The 18,731-nt window shown below is 64.1% G+C and carries 16 protein-coding genes; 10 read left to right on the forward strand and 6 right to left on the reverse strand.

Features of this window, described 5'->3' with window-relative positions:
* Nucleotides 1-80: 80 nt before the first annotated feature.
* The gene (locus VGU00_RS12930) at nt 81-2,723 is read left to right on the forward strand and encodes a TonB-dependent receptor (protein WP_327469109.1); all 2,643 of its coding nucleotides are present in this window, start codon (nt 81-83) and stop codon (nt 2,721-2,723) included.
* A gap of 114 nt (nt 2,724-2,837) precedes the next feature.
* Here the strand turns inward: VGU00_RS12930 and VGU00_RS12935 are convergent, their stop codons facing one another.
* On the reverse strand, nt 2,838-5,849 hold the full coding sequence (locus VGU00_RS12935; RefSeq protein ID WP_327469111.1) for a TonB-dependent receptor: 3,012 nt from the start codon (nt 5,847-5,849) through the stop codon (nt 2,838-2,840).
* Between the two features lie 439 nt (nt 5,850-6,288).
* On the opposite strand from VGU00_RS12935, the gene folE reads away from it, so the two are divergent.
* A complete protein-coding gene (gene folE / locus VGU00_RS12940; protein ID WP_327469113.1) occupies nt 6,289-6,891 on the forward strand; it encodes a GTP cyclohydrolase I FolE in 603 nt (200 codons plus the stop codon).
* A gap of 327 nt (nt 6,892-7,218) precedes the next feature.
* On the opposite strand, the gene rplI is transcribed toward folE, so the two are convergent.
* From rplI to rpsF, 3 genes are read right to left on the reverse strand one after another with little or no spacing between them, the layout of a single operon-like run.
* Nucleotides 7,219-7,845, reverse strand: coding sequence for a 50S ribosomal protein L9 (rplI, locus tag VGU00_RS12945; RefSeq protein ID WP_327469115.1), 627 nt, complete (start codon nt 7,843-7,845; stop codon nt 7,219-7,221).
* Between the two features lie 13 nt (nt 7,846-7,858).
* Entirely contained in the window at nt 7,859-8,083 is a 225-nt protein-coding gene (gene rpsR / locus VGU00_RS12950; protein WP_037554562.1) for a 30S ribosomal protein S18, read from the reverse strand.
* Nucleotides 8,084-8,094: 11 nt separating this feature from the next.
* Nucleotides 8,095-8,460 (reverse strand): 30S ribosomal protein S6, encoded by a 366-nt coding sequence (gene rpsF, locus VGU00_RS12955; protein WP_037554563.1) that lies wholly within the window; start codon nt 8,458-8,460, stop codon nt 8,095-8,097.
* A 234-nt stretch (nt 8,461-8,694) separates the two neighbouring features.
* On the opposite strand from rpsF, the gene VGU00_RS12960 reads away from it, so the two are divergent.
* Nucleotides 8,695-8,976 (forward strand): hypothetical protein, encoded by a 282-nt coding sequence (locus VGU00_RS12960; protein WP_327469117.1) that lies wholly within the window; start codon nt 8,695-8,697, stop codon nt 8,974-8,976.
* Here the strand turns inward: VGU00_RS12960 and VGU00_RS12965 are convergent.
* Nucleotides 8,973-10,352 carry a Mur ligase family protein gene (locus tag VGU00_RS12965; RefSeq protein ID WP_327469119.1) on the reverse strand — a complete coding sequence of 460 codons (1,380 nt, stop codon included), beginning with the start codon at nt 10,350-10,352 and terminating at the stop codon, nt 8,973-8,975. The two genes, VGU00_RS12960 and VGU00_RS12965, sit on opposite strands and share 4 nt — an antisense overlap.
* A gap of 90 nt (nt 10,353-10,442) precedes the next feature.
* Between VGU00_RS12965 and VGU00_RS12970 the strand changes: the two genes are divergently transcribed.
* The 4 genes from VGU00_RS12970 (at nt 10,443) to fabG (ending at nt 13,698) form a co-directional block, all read left to right on the forward strand.
* Nucleotides 10,443-11,270: an LD-carboxypeptidase gene (locus tag VGU00_RS12970; RefSeq protein WP_327469121.1), complete on the forward strand. Its 828-nt coding sequence runs from the start codon at nt 10,443-10,445 to the stop codon at nt 11,268-11,270.
* 45 nt (nt 11,271-11,315) lie between these two features.
* On the forward strand, nt 11,316-12,254 hold the full coding sequence (fabD, locus tag VGU00_RS12975) for an ACP S-malonyltransferase (RefSeq protein WP_327469123.1): 939 nt from the start codon (nt 11,316-11,318) through the stop codon (nt 12,252-12,254).
* A 13-nt stretch (nt 12,255-12,267) separates the two neighbouring features.
* A complete protein-coding gene (locus VGU00_RS12980) occupies nt 12,268-12,855 on the forward strand; it encodes a hypothetical protein (RefSeq protein WP_327469125.1) in 588 nt (195 codons plus the stop codon).
* 102 nt (nt 12,856-12,957) lie between these two features.
* On the forward strand, nt 12,958-13,698 hold the full coding sequence (gene fabG / locus VGU00_RS12985) for a 3-oxoacyl-[acyl-carrier-protein] reductase (protein WP_327469127.1): 741 nt from the start codon (nt 12,958-12,960) through the stop codon (nt 13,696-13,698).
* Between the two features lie 61 nt (nt 13,699-13,759).
* Here fabG and VGU00_RS12990 read toward each other — a convergent pair whose 3' ends face one another.
* On the reverse strand, nt 13,760-15,886 hold the full coding sequence (locus VGU00_RS12990; protein ID WP_327469129.1) for a TonB-dependent receptor: 2,127 nt from the start codon (nt 15,884-15,886) through the stop codon (nt 13,760-13,762).
* A gap of 193 nt (nt 15,887-16,079) precedes the next feature.
* Here VGU00_RS12990 and VGU00_RS12995 point away from each other — a divergent pair, with 193 nt between their 5' ends.
* The 3 genes from VGU00_RS12995 to VGU00_RS13005 are packed head-to-tail and all read left to right on the forward strand — an operon-like array spanning nt 16,080 to nt 18,621.
* On the forward strand, nt 16,080-17,072 hold the full coding sequence (locus tag VGU00_RS12995; protein ID WP_327469131.1) for a cysteine synthase A: 993 nt from the start codon (nt 16,080-16,082) through the stop codon (nt 17,070-17,072).
* The gene (locus VGU00_RS13000) at nt 17,069-17,461 is read left to right on the forward strand and encodes a hypothetical protein (RefSeq protein WP_327469133.1); all 393 of its coding nucleotides are present in this window, start codon (nt 17,069-17,071) and stop codon (nt 17,459-17,461) included. The genes VGU00_RS12995 and VGU00_RS13000 overlap by 4 nt, the downstream gene beginning before the upstream one ends.
* Nucleotides 17,458-18,621 carry a Gldg family protein gene (locus VGU00_RS13005; protein ID WP_327469135.1) on the forward strand — a complete coding sequence of 388 codons (1,164 nt, stop codon included), beginning with the start codon at nt 17,458-17,460 and terminating at the stop codon, nt 18,619-18,621. Before VGU00_RS13000 ends, VGU00_RS13005 begins: the two co-directional genes overlap by 4 nt.
* Nucleotides 18,622-18,731 lie beyond the last annotated feature (110 nt).

Here is an 18,731-nt window from a genome sequence, read left to right on the forward strand (position 1 = left end):
GTTACAGCGATGGATCACTGCCGGGCATCTCCCGATAAGCTTTCAGCTGCGCCCGGGTGGTTTTGGAGAGAGACATCATCATGACTTTGCGCAACATCCTGTTGGGCGCTACTATGCTGTGCGCCGCCACGACTCCCGCCATCGCTTTCGCCCAGGACGCCGCCCCCGCCGACGGTGCGGCCGCAGCGACCGATGACACCGATTATGGCAACGACATCATCGTCACCGCGAGCAAGCGTTCGCAGACGCTGCAGGACACGCCCGTCGCTGTTTCGGTGACCTCGGCCGCCGCGCTCGAGGAATCGCAGATCCGCGACCTCATCGACCTTCAGTCGGCAGTTCCCAGCCTCCGCGTGTCGCAGCTCCAGTCGAGCGCCAACACCAACTTCATCATCCGCGGCTTCGGCAACGGGGCGAACAACGCGGGTATCGAACCGTCGGTCGGCGTATTCATCGACGGCGTCTATCGTTCGCGTTCGGCCGCCCAGATCGGTGACCTTCCCAACGTCGAGCGCATCGAAGTGCTGCGCGGCCCGCAGTCGACGCTGTTCGGCAAGAATGCGTCGGCGGGCGTCATCAGCATCGTGACGCAAAAGCCGCAGTTCGAATTTGGCGGCTCTGCCGAAGTCACCTATGGCAATTACGACGCAATCACCGTCAAGGGCGACGTTACCGGCCCGATCAGCGACACCGTCGCCTTCTCGATCGGCGGCAGCTACAACCGCCGCGACGGCTATGCGCAGGACCTGAAGCTGGGCACCGACGTCAACGATCGCAACCGCTGGGGCGTTCGCGGCCAGCTTTTGTTCGAACCGACCGACGCGCTGTCGATCCGCCTGATCGGCGACTATGACAAGATCGACGAAAACTGCTGCATCGCGGGCAATGTCATCGCCGGCCCGACCGTCGCGATCACCAACGCGCTCGCCGGCGGCCCCAGCGTCGACGCGAACAACCCCTTCTCGTACAAGGTCTACAACAACTTCCTGTCGTCGAACGAGATCGCGAACTACGGCGGGTCGGCGCAGATCGACTATGACCTCGGCAATATGGCGCTGACCTCGATCACCGCCTATCGTCAGGTGCGCGCCGACACGAACCAGGATTCGGACTTCTCGGGCGCCGACCTGATCGGCGAGAAGAGCGACTATGTCGACATCGACACCTTCACGCAGGAAGTGCGCCTGACGTCGGACTTCGACGGTCCGCTCAACTTCCTGATCGGCGGCTATTATTTCAACGAAAAGGTCGACCAGACCAGCGCGATCAAGTTCGGGACGCAGTTCCGTCCCTATGGCAATGCGCTGATCCAGGCAGCGAGCGGCGGCGCGCTCAACGTCGGCCTGCTCGAAGGTACGCTCGGCGCGCTTGAAGGCAACCCGGCGAAATATCTCGGCAGCTTCTTCCGCGCCGGCGATGGCCTCGACGAGGGCTACAAGATGAAGAACGAGGCCTTCTCGATCTTCGGCACCGTCGACTTCGAAGTCACCGACCGCCTGACGCTGACCCTCGGTGGCAACTACACCAAGGACCGCAAGCGCTTCTCGACCGACGTCGTCAGCAGCGATGTCTTCTCGGGTATCAACCTCGACGCCGCGGCCTATGCGCCGTTCCGCAACCAGCTGCTGTTCCAGGGCGGCCTCGCGTCGCAGGTCGGCACCGTCCTCGGGCTCGGCCGTTCGGCGACCGCTGCCGAAATCGGCGCGTTCGCCGGTGCGAACCCCGCGGCCTTCGGCCAGATCTCGGCGGGTGTTCAGGCCTTCGCCAACGCCAACCAGAACAATCCGGCGGCGAATCCGCTCAACGGGCTGAAGGCATTCCAGTTCCTGCCGCCCTTCCTCAACGTTCCGAACGCGGTGGAACGCGGCAAGACCAACGACGGCGACTTCTCGTACAGCATTCGCGCCGCCTATGAGCTCACCGACACGGTCAACGTCTATGCGACCTATGCGACGGGCTTCAAGGCGAGCTCGATCAACCTGTCGCGCGACAGCCGTCCGACCGCCGCCGACCTGCCGGCGATCATCGCGGGCGGTCTCGGCACGCCGAACCTCGTTTCGGGTTCGCGCTTCGCCAACCCCGAAGAATCGACCGTCTACGAATTCGGTTTGAAGGGGCAGTGGGACGTCGCCGCCGTGAACGTCGCGGTGTTCAAACAGTCGATCAAGGGTTTCCAGTCGAACGTCTTTACCGGCACCGGCTTCGCGCTGGCGAACGCCGGCAAGCAGTCGACCTTCGGCATCGAGTTCGACGGTTCGGTCCGCCCGGTCGCCGGGCTCAACCTGACGCTCGCGGCGACCTATCTCGACGCGAAATACGACAGCTTCGTCAACTCGGCGTTCGGCGATATCTCGGGCACGACCCCGGCCGGTATCCCCGAACTGTCGCTGTCGATGGGCGGTACCTATACGCACGAGTTCGCCGGCGGGACCAAGGCGATCGCGCATATCGACTATGCCTATGAAAGCCCGGTCCAGATCGTCGAGGGCCTGTCGGGCTTCCCCGCCAGCGTCGCGCAGAATCTGAAGCGCGAAGTGAACTCGCTCAACGCGTCGTTCACGGTTCGCCTGACCAACGGCATCGACGTCGGTGTGTGGGGCCGCAACCTCACCAACGCGCAGTATCTCACGACGGTTTTTCCGGCCGTCGCGCAGGCGGGCAGCGTCTCGGGCTATCCGAGCCAGCCGCGCACCTATGGCGGCACCATCCGCTACAAATTCTGATCGGGGCGGCCGGGGCGGTAACGCGCTCCGGCTACCGGAACGACAGACAAAAGAAACCCCGGCCTCTCGATGGAGAGGCCGGGGCTTTTTTTTCGGCGTTGCCGCCGCGGCTTTTTAGAACTTCACGCCCGCCGCGATGCCATAGCGGCGCGGTTCGAGGGTGAAGATGTTGGTGTAGTTACCCGACGACTGGTCGGTGATGTACAGGCCGGTGACGCTGTTGGCGTCGAAGATATTCTGGATGAAGCCTTTGACATACCATTTGTCGTCGGTGCCGTTCAGCTGCAGCTGGGCGTTGACCTGTGCATAGCCCTTGATGCGGTTGACGTTGCCGTTGAAGATGCTGCCATAGCTTTCACCCGTATAGGCCAGGTCGAAACGGGGGACGAGCGACATGCCGCCGTCGCCCAGCCGCGCCGTATATTGCACGCCCGCGCTGAACTTGTAGTTCGGCGCCTGCGGCAGCTGGTTGCCCTTGATGTTGACCGGGACGCCGGCGGAGAAATAATCGATCCCGCCGAACGCCTGGCCCACCGTGCCCGCCGTCGCTTCCATGACCGAGCAGATGCTGAACGCGCCGGTCGACGCGATGCCGCCGTCGGCCGGGAAGGCCGTCGTCGGTTGCAGGTTCGCGCCGCCCTGTACGCCCGGGATCAGGCCGCCGTTGATCAGCGCCTGGACCTGGTTGACATAGGCGTTGACCTGCGCCGCGCTGCCCGAGCGCGAGGCGACGGCGCAGTTCGCGGCGTTGGTGATATCCTTGATGATCACCGCATCGGCGCGGCCGCCGCCGAAGTCGCGCGGGTTGCTGGTCAGCTTGTCCTCGGTCACCTTGCTGTGCAGGTAGCTGAAGCCGAGGTTGATGACCCAGTCGGGATCGGGGCGGACGATACCTTCGGCCTCGAAACCATAGATGTCGGCGCTGACATTGTCGTTGACCGCGGTGCGGGCGACGATCTTGCTGAGCTGCAGATCCTTATATTTATAATAGAAGGCCGTCAGGTTCAGCTGGAGCGCGCCGCCGCCGAAGGTGTTCTTCGACCCGATTTCGAACGCATCGACCTGTTCGGGCCGGAACGATTCGGGCACCTCGAAAATCGGCTGCAGCGGCGGGTTGATGCCGCCCGATTTATAGCCGCGCGAATAGGAGGCATAGAGGAGATTATCCTCGGTGACCTTGAAGTCGAGCACCACGCGTCCGGTCAGCTTGTTGAACTTGACCGTCCGTGCCTGGATGATCTGGTTGCCCGGCGTGCCGGGATCGGCGTCGAAAGAGGCGACGAACGGCGAATCGAAGACGCTGCCGGTGCCGCCATGCGGGGCGAGGAAGCTCGCCAGCGTCGACCGTGCGGTCACGCTCTTCTTGTCATTGTTGTAGCGCAGGCCGGCGGTCAGTTTCAGCCGGTCGTTGAACTCGAAATAGGCTTCGCCGAACAGGCCGTACGACGTGATCTTCAGATCGTCGGTGTTGTTGCGGAAGAAGGGCGTCGCCAGGAACGAAGGCGGCAGCGGGGCCGCGATCGTCTGGCCCGGATTGTTCGGATCGGGGACGCGGTTCGTGGCCGCGGTGAAGGCCCCGAGAACGCCCGTCAGATAGTCGATCGGGAAGGCATTCACATAATAGCTGTTCTCGGTCAGGTGATAATCGGCATAGATGCCGCCGACGAGGAAGTTGAACGGCCCGTCGAGGTCGCTCGACAAAATGCCTTCGACCGACCAGCTGCTGTTATACTGGTTCGACCGGTCGAACTGGAGCGACTGGTCGCTACAGATCTTCTTGCCGCCAAAGCTGCCGTAGCCCGTCTCTTCGGGCAGCGACGTGCAAAGCTGGCCGTTGGGGCCGTTGGGCATGATCGCCGCGGCGACCGGGCCGAAATAGGCGTTCGACAGGATCGGTCCGTTCGGACCGACACCGAGCGGGATGGGGTTCGCGGCAAAAAAGGCCAGCGTGTTGAGCCCTTGCGCATAGAGCGAACGGTCGCCGACATTGCTGTTGTAATCCTGCGACGCGTCGAGCTTGACCTTCTGATACTGGCCCGAAACCTGCAACGAGACAGGGCCGAAATTATGCTCGATCTGCCCCTGCAGCGTCAGCTCGCTGGTGAAATAGCTCGGCGTATAGGCGGTGTTCACCGTCCGCGGATCGTCGGGGATCGTCGTATTGGCATAGACGTCGGGGCCATAGAGGCTGCCGAGCGCAAAGCCCTGCGGAATGCCGCGGATCGCGAGGAATTCGCGCGAGGTCAGCGCCGCGGTAAAGGTCGCGTTGCCATTGAAGGGCGAATTGTCGAGACGGCTGTTGAGGCAGCCGAGGATGCCGGTCGGGTCGCGCTGGCAAAGCTGTTTCTGGATGCGGGTGCGCTGATCCTTTTCGCGGAAATAGGACGCCATCAGGTCGATGGTCGTGTCCTCGGTAGGCTCCCAGCGGAACGAACCGCGGACCGAATAGAGGTCGCGGTCGTCGATGCGCGTGCCCAGGAAGGCATTTTTCGTATAGCCGTCGCGGTTGAGATAGATGCCCGCGATGCGCAGCCCCATCGTGTCGCCGAGCGGGATGTTGACCATCGCCTTGCCCTTCATGGAATCATAATTCCCATATTCGGCTTCGGCGGCCGCCTCGAAGGCGCCGAGTTTCGGCTTTGCGGTGATCACGTTGACCACGCCCGACGTTGCATTGCGGCCGAACAGCGTGCCCTGCGGTCCGCGCAGTACTTCGATGCGCTCGAGGTCGAAGAATTCGGTTTCGAACAGGCGGGTCGAAAACAGCGGGTCGCCGTTCAGGTGGATCGCGGTCGCGCTGTCGCAGGTCGTGCCGACGCAAAGGTCGCCGATACCGCGGATCGTAAAGCTGGCCCCGGTGAAGTTGGTCTTGGTGAAGGTAACGTTGGGCAGCGTCAGCTGCAGATCCGACGGAGTCTTGATCTGCTGCGCTTCGAGCGCCTCGGTCGAAAAGGCGCTGACCGCGATCGGCACGTCCTGCAGGCGTTCCGACTGGCGCTGCGCCGTGACGACGATTTCGCCGCCGAATGCATCGCGTTCAACTTCATCCGCCGCGTCCTGCGCATAGGCCGGTGTCGCCACCGTCATCGCAAGGATCGAGGTTCCGATCAGTGCCTTGAACTTCATTTATAACCTCCCTTTTTCGAACCCGCGCGATGCGGGAACGCCCAACTTTCAAATTGTGGTAAGGGGAGGGGAATCGACCAGACATGGCAAAGGACACCGGGCCGCGATGGCCGGGTGCGTATTTATGTCCCTCTTGCCAGCTGTGCTGGTCATCGTCCTCTCCCGCCGGCGTCGGGGAAAACGCTCGGCCTCTCCGGATCACGACCCGCTTGGGCGGGTTCTGTAATGCAAGACAAAGGTGCGCCGAGTTGACGAAAGCGTCAAGTCACTTGTTAGGCCCAAAAAAGGACGCGAAACCGCGCCTCTCGGAAAAGTGAAAAAGCTAAGTTTCCGCAACGTAAAGTTGATGGGGGAGGACAATTTCTTTTGGTCCGGCCCTTGCTTATCGGCACCGGGACGTCGAAATGTGCGACATCAAGGCAACAGTGAAAGCGGCGCGATGAGCAACGAAAAGATCGAGTTGGGACCCGATGGCAAGGTGGTGGTACCCGACCATGTTGCGGCTGCCGTGCGCACGCTGATCGAATGGGCGGGCGACGATCCGCAGCGCGAAGGCTTGCTCGATACGCCGCGCCGCGTGGCACGCGCGTGGAAGGAATATTGCTCGGGCTATGCCGACGATCCGGCGATCCATCTGTCGCGGACGTTCGAGGAAGTGGGCGGCTATGACGAGATCGTGCTGCTGCGCGACATCCCGTTCCAGTCGCATTGCGAACATCATATGGCACCGATCACCGGCAAGGCGTCGATCGCCTATCTGCCCAAGGATCGCGTCGTCGGCATTTCGAAGCTCGCGCGTGTGCTCAACGGCTATGCGCGGCGCCTGCAGGTGCAGGAACGCCTGACCGCCGAAGTCGCGAAATGCATCTGGGACAATCTCCACCCGCACGGCGTCGCGGTGGTGATCGACGCGCAGCATGGCTGCATGACCGGCCGCGGCGTCCGCACCCCCGGAGTCGGCATGGTGACCAGCCGCCTGCTCGGCTGCTTCCTCGACGACGAACGCAGCCGCAAGGAAGTGCTGGCGCTGATGGGATATTGAGGCTCCGGAAACTAACCTCTCCATCATCGTCACCCTCGAACGAGATACGTGGCTCGTTCGACTTGATCCGGGGGCCACGACGATGGCGCTGCGATGGATCCCGGATCGAGTCCGGGATGACGAAGGCCTGTAACGGCCTTGATGTGCACCCCGGCGAAAGCCGGGGCCCCGTAGCGCCGTGGGAAGATGGGCCCCAGCTTTCGCCGGGGTACACATAGGGGCAGCTCCCTACCCCAAAACAGCTGCCAGCTGAAACGCCGCAAAAGAAAAGGCCCCGGAACCTAGCGGTCCGGGGCCTTTCTGTTTCTTGCGAAAGCGGGAAGGGGCTTAAGCCTCTTCTTCCTCGTCCGCAGCCGGAGCTTCGGCAGCGACTTCCGAAGGCGGCGTGGCGTCTTCGAATTCGTCTTCGCTGTCGGGTTCCAGCGCCGAAGCGACGGCTTCGGCCTGTTCTTCCTCGAACATCGCGGCGATGACGTCGATGCCCTGCTTCTGCATTTCGGCTTCGTCGGGCGAACGCGCGACGTTGACGCCGACGGTCACGGCGACTTCGGGGTGCAGCTTGACCTTGACGTCGACGAGGCCGAGCGACTTGATCGGACGCTCGAGTTCGACCATCGACTTGGTCACGCCGACGACGCCGTCTTCGGCGAGCGCGTCGACGATGTCACGGACCGAAACCGAACCGTAAAGCTGGCCGGTGTTCGACGCCTGGCGGATCAGGACGACCTGCTTGCCGTCGATATCCTTGGCGCGGCCTTCGGCGTCGGTGCGACGCTCGGCGTTGTCGGCCTCGATCTTCGAACGGTTGGCTTCGAACAGCTTGCGGTTCGCGTCGTTCGCACGAAGCGCCTTGTTGTTCGGGAGCAGGTAGTTGCGGGCAAAGCCGTTCTTGACGGTGACGACGTCGCCGATACCGCCCAGTTTCTCGATACGTTCGAGCAGGATGATTTCCATCGGTCCGCCCTCCTTACTTCACAATGTAGGGGAGCAGGCCGATGTGGCGCGAGCGCTTGATCGCCTTCGCCAGCTCACGCTGCTTCTTGGTGGACACCGCGGTGATCCGCGACGGGACGATCTTGCCACGCTCCGACAGGTAACCCTGGAGCAGGCGGACGTCCTTGTAATCGATGACCGGTGCGTCCTTCGCGCTGAAGGGGCAGGTCTTGCGGCGGCGGAAAAAGGGTCGTGCCATGATCGTTATCCTTATTCTTCGCCGTCGCGGTCACGGCCACGGCCGCCGCGGCGTTCCTGCTTGCGCATCATCACCGACGGACCCTTTTCGAGTTCGTCGACCTTGATGGTGAGCCAGCGGATGATATCTTCGTTGATCGCAGCCTGACGCTCGATCTCTGCGATCGCTTCGCCCGACACTTCGGCCGACAGCATCACATAGTGACCCTTGCGGTTCTTCTGGATCTTGTAGGCGAGCTGCTTGAGGCCCCAGGTCTCGGTCTTGTGGACCGTACCCTTGAACTCGCCGATGACATTGGTGACGGTTTCCGCCAGCGCATCGACCTGAGCCTGGCTCAGGTCCTGACGCGCGATAAAGACATGCTCGTAAAACGGCATGGTTTGCGTCCTTCGATTTGGCCGATCGCTGATTTCGCGCCAATCGCGAAACCCCTCCGGCTGTCGTCCGGCTTTGCGTATTGATGCAAAGCAAACGGGGCGAACGGCACAAGGCCTCGCCCCGAATGAGCGCGCCTATACAGATTCGCGTGCGGAAATCAAGGCTGCGTCCGAAAAGGCTTGCTCCTCCGGCGGTGACGCGCAACATCCTTTGTGGTGATGCGGGGGAATGAGATGCTGGAAATTGCTGCGCTGATCGGTTTGTTCAGTTGGGGGCTGAACAGCGACCGGCTTATGTTGAAGCACGCCGGAGTCATCCTGCTACTGTCGTGCTTGTTCGGAGGACTGGGCGGCCTGATTGCCGGCGGGGACACGGTTCCGGTAGGCGTCGCCATTCTCTTCACGATCGCATTCGAGCTAATCCTCGAGACGATCGTCTTCTTCGTCGGCTTTGGCATCGGGCGTTATCGGGCACGCAAGGCCGGCATCAGCAACATCGAAGATACGTTCAGCTAGCCGAGCCGCGCGAGCAGTTCCTTGCCGAATTCGGTAAGCGTATCGTCGCGCGCGCCGAAGATCAGGATGCGGTCGCCCGGCCTTGCCTCGTCGAGGATCGCCGCGCCGCACGCCGCGCGGGTGGTCAGGTGCACCGCGTCGCCGCCGCCGGCGACGATATCGGCAACCAGCGCTTCGCTGCCGATGCTGCGGTCGACGGTACCGCCGAAATAGACGGGATCGCAGACATAGAGCTTGTCGCCGTCGCGCATCCCGCTTGCGAAACTCGCCGCCAGTTCCTTACCCATCTGGCGCAGCGGCCCGTAACCGTGGGGCTGGAAAAAGATCAGGGCCCGGCCGGAAAGTTCGGCAACGGCGGCGAGTGTCGCGGCGACCTTGTCCGGGTTATGTGCAAAATCGTCGATGACGGTGACGCCGTTCGCCTGACCCAACACCTCGTAACGGCGTGCGAGGCCTGCGAAGCTCGTCAGCGCGTTGACCGCCTCGGCAACCGGGATATCGACCGCGCGCGCGGCGGCGATCGCGGCGAGGGCGTTGGCGGCATTGTGGCGCCCCGGCATGCGAAGCCGGACCTCGTACCGATAGTCGTCGACATAGGCCGCAAAACGGCACCCGTCGGGGAGCGCCTCGAAATCGCCGCCGCGCACGTCCGCGGCGTCGGTGAAGCCGAAGCCCACGACATTGTCGCCGCCGATCAGCGGAGCCGATTCCGCATCGTCGGCATTGACCACCGCGGCGCGCGCTTTCGCAGCAAAATCGCCGAACAGCCGGTGCAGTTCTTCGAGGCTCTTGTGGTCGAGGCTGATGTTGGTGACGACCGCGACGTCGGGGCGATAGAGTGCGATCGACCCGTCGCTTTCGTCGACCTCGCTGACATAGATGGCGGCATCGCCGACCAGCGCGCTGGCAAAGGGCCGGTCCTCGCCCGAGAAATTGCGCATCACCGCGCCGTTCATCACCGTCGGCTTGCGGCCCGTATTCTCGAGGATCCAGCCGATCATCCCCGTGACGGTCGACTTGCCGCTCGTGCCGCCGACGCCGATCGCGTGCTCGGCTGCGTTGAACAGCGCGGCATTGAGGTCGGCGCGCGTCATGCGCGGCAGAGCGAGCGCATTGGCCGCGGCGATATCGGGAACGCTGTCCTCGATCGCGGCCGACGCGACGAGGGTCTGTCCCATACGCGGCCCGCTGCCGTCCTGCGGGTAAAAGGCGATGCCCTGGCTTTCGAGCCAGGCGAATTTTTCGGGCGTCCGGCCCTGGTCGCGGCTGCGATCCGACCCCGACACCGCCGCGCCGCGCGCCGCAACGATCATCGCGAGCGGCAGCATTCCGGACCCGCCGATGCCGCAGAAGAAATAGGATTTGTTTTCGGCCATCGCGGCGCGATATGGCTTTGATCATGGGTTTGCAACCGCGCCCGCCGCAATAACCGCTCGTGTCGGGCGGATCGAGGAACTAGCCAGTCCATGCGTATCGGCATCACAGCCCCGTCGACTCCGATCCTGCCCGACGATGCCGAGGCAGTGCGCGCGCTCGCGAGCCTTGGCTACCCCGATGTCGAGCTGGTTTTCGACCCGCAATGCTTTGCGACGCACGGCCATTTCGCGGGCGAGGACGGGCATCGCTTCGCCGCACTCGTCGAAATGGCGAACCGCTCCGATATCGACGCGGTCTGGTTCGCGCGCGGGGGTTATGGGGCATGCCGGATCGCCGAGGATGCGGTCGCGGCGATGACCGACGTCGCGCGCGGCAAGGCGTTCCTCGGCTATTCGGATCAGGGGAACCTCCTCGGCGCGCTCTATCGCGACGGCTTCGACCATGTCGCGCATGGCCCGATGGTCGCCGATATCCGGCGCGAGGGCGGCGACGCCGCGGTGCTGCGCGCGCTCGACTGGCTCGTCGCGCGCGACCCTGCGGCGTGCGAGCCGGGCTTGCAGCATGGCGCCCGGCACGCGGCGTTCAACCTGATGACGCTGTCGATGCTGCTCGGCACCCCGCTCGAACCCGACCTTGGCGGCCATGTCCTCATCGTCGAGGAGGTCAGCGAATATCTCTATGCCTTCGACCGCGCATTTTTCCATGTCGCGAGCTACTTCGGCCCGCGCGGACTTGCCGGCATCCGTCTCGGCCGCGTCAGCGACATCCCCGAAAACGACCGTCCATTCGGCATGGAAGCCGAAGAAATCGCGCAGGGCTGGTGCGCGCGTGCCGGCATCCCGTGGCTCGGCCGGGCCGACATCGGCCACGATGCGGCGAACAAGGTCGTGCCCTTCGGCTTGCATCGCGCGGGGTGAAGGAATAGGCGCGGCGCAATTCGAAATTACGCTAGGGGACGCAATATGCGCGCATTCATCTTTCCGGGTCAGGGCAGCCAGTCGGTCGGCATGGGCAAGGCGCTTTCCGACGCGTCGCCGGTCGCGCGCGAGGTGTTTCAGGAGGTCGACGACGCGCTCGGCCAGAGCCTGTTCAAGCTGATGAGCGAAGGCCCCGAGGACCAGCTCACCCTCACCGAAAACGCCCAGCCCGCGATCATGGCGAACGCGATCGCGACGCTGCGCGTGCTCGAAAAGGAAGGCGGCGTCACGCTTGCTGCCAAGGCCGATTATGTCGCTGGCCACAGCCTCGGCGAATATAGCGCGCTCTGCGCTGCGGGCGCCTTCGATCTCGCGACGACCGCGCGGCTTCTGAAGACGCGCGGGCAGGCGATGCAGGCGGCCGTGCCCGTCGGCGTGGGCGCGATGGCCGCGCTGCTCGGCGCCGACATCGACACGGCGCAGAAGCTCGCCAATGCCGCGGCCGAGGGTGAGGTCTGCACCGTCGCCAACGACAATGACCCGTCGCAGGTCGTGATTTCGGGCCACAAGGGTGCGGTCGAGCGCGCGGTCGCTCTGGTCAAGGATTATGGCATCAAGCGCGGCGTGCTGCTCCCCGTGTCGGCGCCCTTCCACTGCCCGCTGATGCAGCCCGCCGCCGATGCGATGGCCGAAGCGCTCGGCGCAAACCCGCCCGCGGCGCCGCTGGTGCCCGTCTTCGCCAACGTCACCGCTAGCCCGGTCAGCGATGCCGACACTATTCGCGACCTCCTTGTCCAGCAGGTCACCGGCCGCGTCCGTTGGCGCGAAAGCGTCGCTTCGATGGAAGATATCGGCGTTGGCCAGTTCGTCGAATTCGGCGGCAAGGTGCTGGGCCCGATGGTCAAGCGCAGTGCGAGCGGTGAGGTTGAGGTGACCAGCCTGATCTCGATGGACGATATCGAAGCTTTGCTGAAAAGTATCTGAAATGCAGCGGTTAATGTCGAAGCTCGTGCCGTGGCTTGGGTCAGCGCTCTTCAGCTTGGCTTCAACAAGTGTCGAGGCAGCGGAGAATCTCGCATGTATGGACGCGGGTTATTCCGACACGGAAGTGGCTGCGATGAATCGCTTTGTTGAGAATTATAGCTTGGCGGACTGGCAGGCTGGCAAAGGTCTGCCAAATGAAGTTGAGAATCTGCTGGCTAAGCACGTGCGAAAGTGCGCGGATTCAAACGAATGGCCCTTGAGGGCTGTTGAGCAGGCTGTTTATTACAAAATCAGCGCTCTTACGGCGATGGCCATTGATGCGAATACCCCCTTGAATTCTCAGCAAATGGTTCGGCTCGGCGAGGCTTATTCGACAGCAGATAGAAAACGTTTGGAGTCTATCATGCTGCCTGCTCTCAATGCTATTTTTGCAGTGAAAGCTGTGCCTCCACCTTCGCCAGAGGAAATTGAATATTTGAACGAGAATATTACGCGGAGATCAGGCCTTCCTATAAATACGGAGATCACAAAATACATAGGTGCGTGGCTCCTAACCCGAGGAATGGTAGATTATGCTAAGCAGAGGTTCAGTGAATCTTAGAGACTTTCAGTAGAAAAATGTAACTTATCTTTGAGTTATTTTTTTATTTGGAAAATAATCAACCGTATCCGATGACTAGATGCAGAAATAAGGAATAAGCGAATGTTCGATCTCACCGGCATGACTGCCCTCGTTACCGGCGCCAGCGGCGGTATCGGCTCGGCTATTGCGCAGGCGCTCGCGGCGCAGGGTGCTCGCCTTGCGGTGTCGGGTTCCAACGCCGACAAGCTGAACGCCTTTCGCGATACGCTCGGCGGCGACCATGTCGCGCTGCCGTGCAACCTCGGCGATGGCGCGGCGGTCGACGCGCTCGTACCGTCGGCGGTCGACGCGCTCGGCCAGCTCGACATTCTCGTCAACAACGCCGGGGTCACGCGCGACAACCTCATCCTGCGCATGAAGGACGACGAATGGTCGGACGTCATCCGCATCAACCTCGAAGCCAATTTTCGCCTCGCACGCGCGGCGGCGAAGCCGATGATGAAGGCACGCTTCGGGCGCATCATCTCGATCACCAGCGTCGTCGGCGCGACGGGCAACCCGGGGCAGGCCAATTATGCCGCGTCGAAGGCCGGCGTCACCGGCATGACCAAGGCGCTGGCGCAGGAACTGGCCAGCCGCAACGTCACCGTCAATTGCGTCGCGCCGGGCTTCATCGCGACCGCGATGACTGAAGTGCTGCCCGACGCGCAAAAGGACGCGCTCAACCAGCGCATCCCGGCGGGCCGCATGGGCGAGGGCGGCGATATCGCCGCCGCCGTCGTCTATCTCGCATCGAAGGAAGCGGGCTATGTCACCGGCCAGACGCTGCATGTGAACGGCGGCATGGCGATGCTGTCCTGAACGGGATCGGGCCGGATCCGGTTCAACCGGACCCGGCCCTCGGGACGAGCACAGAGAGGGGTCAGAAGCTCGCCCGGGCCGTCAGGCGGAAATCGCGTCCCGCCAGCGGCACATAATCCTTGGTAAAGCTCGCGTGGCGGCGCGCTTCGACGTCGAAGATATTGTTCGCCGACAGGCTCAGCGTCAGATTCTTCGTGTCGGGCAGCGGGCGCCAGCTCAGCGAAGCGTTGACCAGCGTGAAGCCGTCGGTCGGCGTCTCGAACTGCGCGGTGCGCGTCTGGTCGTCGGTCCATTCGACCTCGACGCGCGCGTCGAGCCGTTCGCCCTGCGCCTCGAGCCCACCGAGGATACGCATCGGCGGGATGCGCGGCACGTTGCGGTCGAGCCCCGCATTCTTGATCTTCGCGCGCGTCATGTCGGCGGTGACGTCGCCGACGATGTTGAAGCCGCCGATCTGCGCCAGCCGCGCGCTCGCTTCGGCCTCGAAACCATAGACGCGCGCGTCGCGCTGGAAATATTGGAAGACGGGCAGTTCATCCTCTTCGGCGCCGGTCGCGGCCGAATAGATGAAATTGTCGAACCAGTTCGAATAGCCCGTCAGGCTGAGGTTGAACGCGTCGGTCTTGAGCTTGAACGAGGCTTCGGCGCCCCAGTTCGACTCGCGCTTCAGGTTCGGGTTGCCGACTTCGAAGCTCTGCGTCGCGATGTGCGGCCCGTTCGACAGCAGCTCTTCGGCCGAGGGCGCGCGGACGGCGCGTGACACCGACAGACCGAATTTCGCGCCCTCGAACAGGTCGTAGGTCGCGCCGAACGCGCCCGAGAAGCTGTCGAAGCTGCGCTCGAAACCGAGCGTCTGCGCGCGCACATTGGTCTTTTCATAACGTGCTGCGGCTTCGAGGCCGAGCGGGCCCGCCGTATATTCCTGCAGCGTGAACAGCGCGAACTGGTCGGTCAGGTTGCGCGGCACAAAGGCTTCGGCGCCGATCGCGTTGAAGTCGCGGTGGCTGTACTGGACGCCGCTCGCGCCGCGCCAGCCGCCATGATCGTTCTGCGCCAGCTCGATCCGGCCCTCGATGCCCTGGTTGGTAAAGACGGTGCCGACCTCGTCGCCTTCGAATTCGGTGTGCTTGTAATCGGCAAAGCCCGCGCGGACGCGCAGCTTGTCGAAAAAGCCGTCGCCCAGTTCGACTTCGCCGCGCAGGTCGGCGCGCCATTGCTTCATGCCGATGGTGACGGGGCTTTCGCCATGGTCGTGGCCGCCTTCTTCCTCTTCGCCTTCATGCGCATGTGCCGTGTTCGGGCGGTCGGGAACGCCATAATTGGTATCGAAATAGCCGACCGAAATGCCGAGTTGGCCGCCGTCGTTGATCAGCGACAGGCCGCCGCCGACGGTCCAGGTCTCGCTCTGCGTATTGTCGATCTTGCCGCGCTTGCCCGCCTGTGCGGTCAGTTCGGCGGCTTCGTCGGTATGGCCCTCTTCGGCTTCATGTTCGGCCAAGTGGAGCAGGTCGTCGCGAATCCCGGGCGCAAAGACAAAGCCGCCGCTCCGCGTATCGCCCGTCTTGCGCCAGCTACCGTCGACGTGAGCGACGACCTGCGGGCTCAGCGCGACGTCGATCGAGCTGCCGATATTGCGGTCGTTCGCGGCGGTCGCATAGCCGCCGATCGCGTCGATATGGACATGGTCGGCGGGAACCTTGCGCGGTATGCGCCGGTCGAACAGGTTGACCGCGCCGCCGATCGCCTGGCTGCCGAACAGCAACACCGCGGGGCCGCGCAGGATTTCGACGCGTTCGACGGTCAGCGGGTCGATCGTGACGGCATGGTCGGCGGAGGTGTTCGACGCGTCGATCGACCCGATGCCGTCGGTCAGGATCTTGACGCGTTCGCCCGAAAAGCCGCGCAGGACGGGGCGCGACGCGCCGGGGGAGAAGCTGGTAGCCGACACGCCCGGCTGGCGCGTCAGCGTGTCGCCGATCTGGCCGCGGATGTCGCGTGCCAGCTCGTCGCCTTCGAGCACCGACACATTGCCGAGGATGTCGAGGCTGCGCACATAGGGTGCGGTGACGACGATCGGTCCGCCGGCGTGCACATCGTCCTCGTTGCTCGGCGCGGCACCGTCCTGCGCAAAGGCGGGGGCAGTCAGGAAGAGGGCAAGGGTGAAGCCGGCGGAGCAAAGCAAACGCATAAGGGGAGAGTCCTGTTGTAATAGCGACCTGTTGGCGCGTCAGTAATGTTATACTGTTACAATGGCAAGCCCCGAGGCGAAATCCGCCTGTCGTTCGTCGGACGCCGATGCCCGTTGGTCGACAAAGGCCGATGATCGGAGGGCCAAGCGAAGCTGTCTTGCGGGGCCGCGAGCGCCGCCCTAGATCATGGCCATGACTATTGCTGCAAACAGCCTCGACCTCATCGGCAACACGCCGCTGGTGCTGCTCAGGGGGCCGAGCGAAGCCACCGGCTGCGAAATCTGGGGCAAGTGCGAATATGCGAACCCCGGCGGGTCGGTGAAGGACCGCGCCGCGCTTTATATCGTTCGCGATGCCGAAGCGAACGGCAGCCTGCGCCCCGGCGGCACGATCGTCGAGGGGACCGCGGGCAACACCGGGATCGGGCTCGCGCTCGTCGGCAATGCCTTGGGGTACAAGACGATCATCGTCATGCCCGACAACCAGAGCGCCGAAAAAATGGCGACGATCCGCGCGCTCGGCGCCGAACTGGTGCTCGTCCCGCCCGCGCCCTTCGCCAACCCCGGTCATTTCGTCCACACCTCGCGCCGGATCGCCGAGGAAACCGAAAATGCGATCTGGGCGAACCAGTTCGACAATATCGCCAACCGCAAGTCGCACATCTTCGGCACCGCCGAGGAGATATGGGCGCAGATGGACGGGCGCATCGACGGCTTCACCTGCGCCGCAGGGACCGGCGGCACGATCGCCGGGACCGGGCTCGGGCTCAAGGCAAAGAATAGCGACATCGTCGTCGCGCTCACCGATCCGCACGGCGCCGGGCTCTATAATTATTACCAGTGCGGCGAATTGAAGCCCGAAGGCAACAGTGTCGCCGAAGGGATCGGCCAGAACCGCATCACCGGCAATCTCGACGGGGCGCCGATCGATACGCAGTTCCGCATCTCCGATGCCGAGGGGCTCGCGGTCGTCCGCCAGCTCCTCGACGAGGAGGGGCTGTGCCTCGGCCTGTCGTCGGGGATAAATGTCGCGGGCGCGATGGCGCTTGCGCGGCAGCTCGGCCCTGGCAAGCGCATTGCAACCATCCTGTGCGACAGCGGGTTTCGCTATCTTTCGACGCTCTTCAACCCCGAATGGCTGGCGAGCAAGGGGCTTGCGGATGCGCCTGAGGAGGTCAGGGCATGAAGGACATGCGGATCGACAATGGCATCGCGCCCAAACCGGCGGCCGCGCATGCGCCGCCGCCGGTGAACGACACGATGCGAAGGTTGCAGATCGGCATCGCCGGGGTGCTCACGGTCCTGCTGCTGGTCGGCATGGCGGGGCTGATCGGCGATCGCGCGCGCCAGAACGCAGCCGCCGACGCCGCCACCGCGACCGAGGTCAAGATGCCGGGCGACGAGCAGGCGAGCAGCGGCGCGCCGCTCGAGGAGCTGGGTGTCCAGCCGGTGTCGCCTTCGTCGAAGGATGAAAATGCCGCAACCCCGGTGAAGGTGCCGCAGGCGGCGCCATCGACCGTCCCCGACCTCGAACCCGACCCCGCCCTCCAGCGCGCGCGCCAGTCGAAACAGTGACGGCGCCTCCGCGCGGGCCGGTGCTGCGCGCTCTTGCCGTCGCGATCCTCACGATCGGATTGTGCTGGATCCTCGGCGGGCAGGCGCTGCTCGGCCGTATAGACCCCGCGCTTTCGGTTCCGCTCCTCGCCGTCCCGATGCTCGCGCTTGGCTGGTGGCAGCAGCACGAGCCCGCGCCGATCCGCCGGCGCACCGCGCTTCTTTCCCTTGTCTGTGTCGCGGTGGCTCAGGCGCTGCTGGCCTATTGTCTCGCCGGATCGGCGGGCTGGTCGCAACTTGCCCTCGTGGCCGGTGCCGGCGCGGTCGCAGCCCTTGTTGCCGACCGGATCGTCCAGTGGCGCCCCGCCTTCCGGTTGCTGCCCTGGCTGGCGGGGCTGCTGCTCGTCGCCGGCTGGTTCGGGGCAGGGCACGGCCTGCTCGCGTTTCTCTATCGCCCCGCGGTCGCTCCGGCGGGATCGCCCGTCGTCACGATCCTGACCGGCCTGCCGCTGCGCTGGCCCGGCGGCAGCGATATGGCGGCGATGATCGCCGAGGGGACGCAGGACGATCCGGCTTTGGTACGGATCGAGGCGGCGGGCCCCGTATCACTCGTCGACAGCCTCGTCGATCATGTCCCGCCGTCCGGCGGGGCCTTGCTCGTCGCGCACCCGCGCGCGCTGGCGCCGCGCGAGCTGGTTGCGATCGATGCCTTTGTGCGCGGCGGCGGCCGCGCGGTCGTCCTCGCCGATGCGCTCTCGGGCTGGCCGGCGCGGCATCCGCTCGGCGATCCGCGCAATCCGCCGGTGACGAGCCTGCTCACCCCGCTGCTCGACCATTGGGGCATTGTCCTTGGCGCCGCATCCGCCGACGAGATCGCGCCGCAGGCGGCCGATATCGGGGGCACCCGTCTGCACCTGTTCAGCGCGGGCCGATTTGTGCGCCTGTCGCAACAATGTCGCGCCTATGCGCAGCACGGCATTCTCCAATGCCGCGTGGGGGCCGGCGAGGTCTGGCTGGTCGGCGACGCCGATCTGCTCTTCGCACCCTTGTGGCAACCGCTCGTTCCGGGCGCCGGTCATCTGCGGCAAGCCGACACGATGGAATGGCTGACGGTGCGCTTGTGGCCCGGCGCCGGAGAGCGCCTGTTCCACCCGCTGTGGATTCGCAGCCGCACCATTTGAGTCGGGCTCCGCCCCATTTCACCCCGAAAATATCTCGCTCCGTTGCGGCGCCTTGCCCGCTGCGGCCGTTTTTTGGTCGCTGATTCAGTTATTTTGCGATGAATAGGGGG

Origin of the sequence: Sphingopyxis sp., from assembly GCF_035944815.1 — a bacterium.
Lineage (GTDB): Bacteria > Pseudomonadota > Alphaproteobacteria > Sphingomonadales > Sphingomonadaceae > Sphingopyxis.